This is a genomic window from Methylobacterium sp. J-043, assembly GCF_022829505.1.
Classification (GTDB): Bacteria; Pseudomonadota; Alphaproteobacteria; order Rhizobiales; family Beijerinckiaceae; genus Methylobacterium; species Methylobacterium extorquens_A.
Genome location: NZ_JAKSYB010000055.1, coordinates 1 through 770, shown reverse-complemented (window position 1 = coordinate 770; position 770 = coordinate 1). Strand labels below are relative to the sequence as shown.

The 770-nt window shown below is 68.1% G+C and carries 2 pseudogenes; one reads left to right on the top strand and one right to left on the bottom strand.

Going from position 1 to position 770, the window contains the following annotated elements:
- Positions 1-234: pseudogene (locus MKK50_RS14770) on the bottom strand (1-deoxy-D-xylulose-5-phosphate synthase); the annotation flags it as partial.
- Between the two features lie 21 nt (positions 235-255).
- Here MKK50_RS14770 and MKK50_RS14765 point away from each other — a divergent pair.
- Positions 256-770, top strand: a pseudogene (locus MKK50_RS14765) (1-deoxy-D-xylulose-5-phosphate synthase); the annotation flags it as partial.

Genomic DNA, 770 nt, shown 5'->3' with positions numbered 1-770 from the left:
GGTGGCGATCACCGCCGCCACCTTCGGGTCGGCATCGGCCGCCTTGATCAGGCTCTCGCCGAACACCCTTGGATCGGCCTGGGCTTTCGCCTTTGCCTTGGCCTGCACGCCCGAAACCCCGTCCAACCTGAACACGCCGTGGTAGCGGTCGGCGGGTGCTTCCACCGGCGCGTAACCCTTGCCCTTCTGGGTGACGACGTGGAGCAGGATCGGGCCCTGATCCGAGTCGCGCACGTTCTTCAGGACGGGGAGCAGGTGGTCGAGGTTGTGCAGGCCAAGGCCAAGGCCAACGCCCCGGCCTATACAAGGGTGTTCGGCGAGAGCCTGATCAAGGCGGCCGATGCCGACCCGAAGGTGGTGGCGATCACCGCCGCCATGCCCGGCGGCACCGGCATCGACCTGTTCGGCAAGGCGCATCCCGACCGGACCTTCGACGTCGGCATCGCCGAGCAGCACGCGGTGACGTTTGCCGGCGGTCTGGCGACGGAGGGCTACAAGCCGTTCGTGGCGATCTACTCGACCTTCCTGCAGCGGGCCTACGATCAGGTCGTGCACGATGTGGCGCTGCAGAACCTTCCGGTGCGGTTCTGCCTCGACCGGGCTGGTCTGGTGGGTGCCGACGGCGCGACGCATGCGGGCGCGTTCGATCTGGCCTATCTCTGCTGCCTGCCGAACATGACGGTGATGGCCGCCGCCGACGAGGCGGAACTGGTGCACATGGTGGCGACCTGCCACGCGCACGATTCGGGCCCGATCGCGCTGCGCTACCC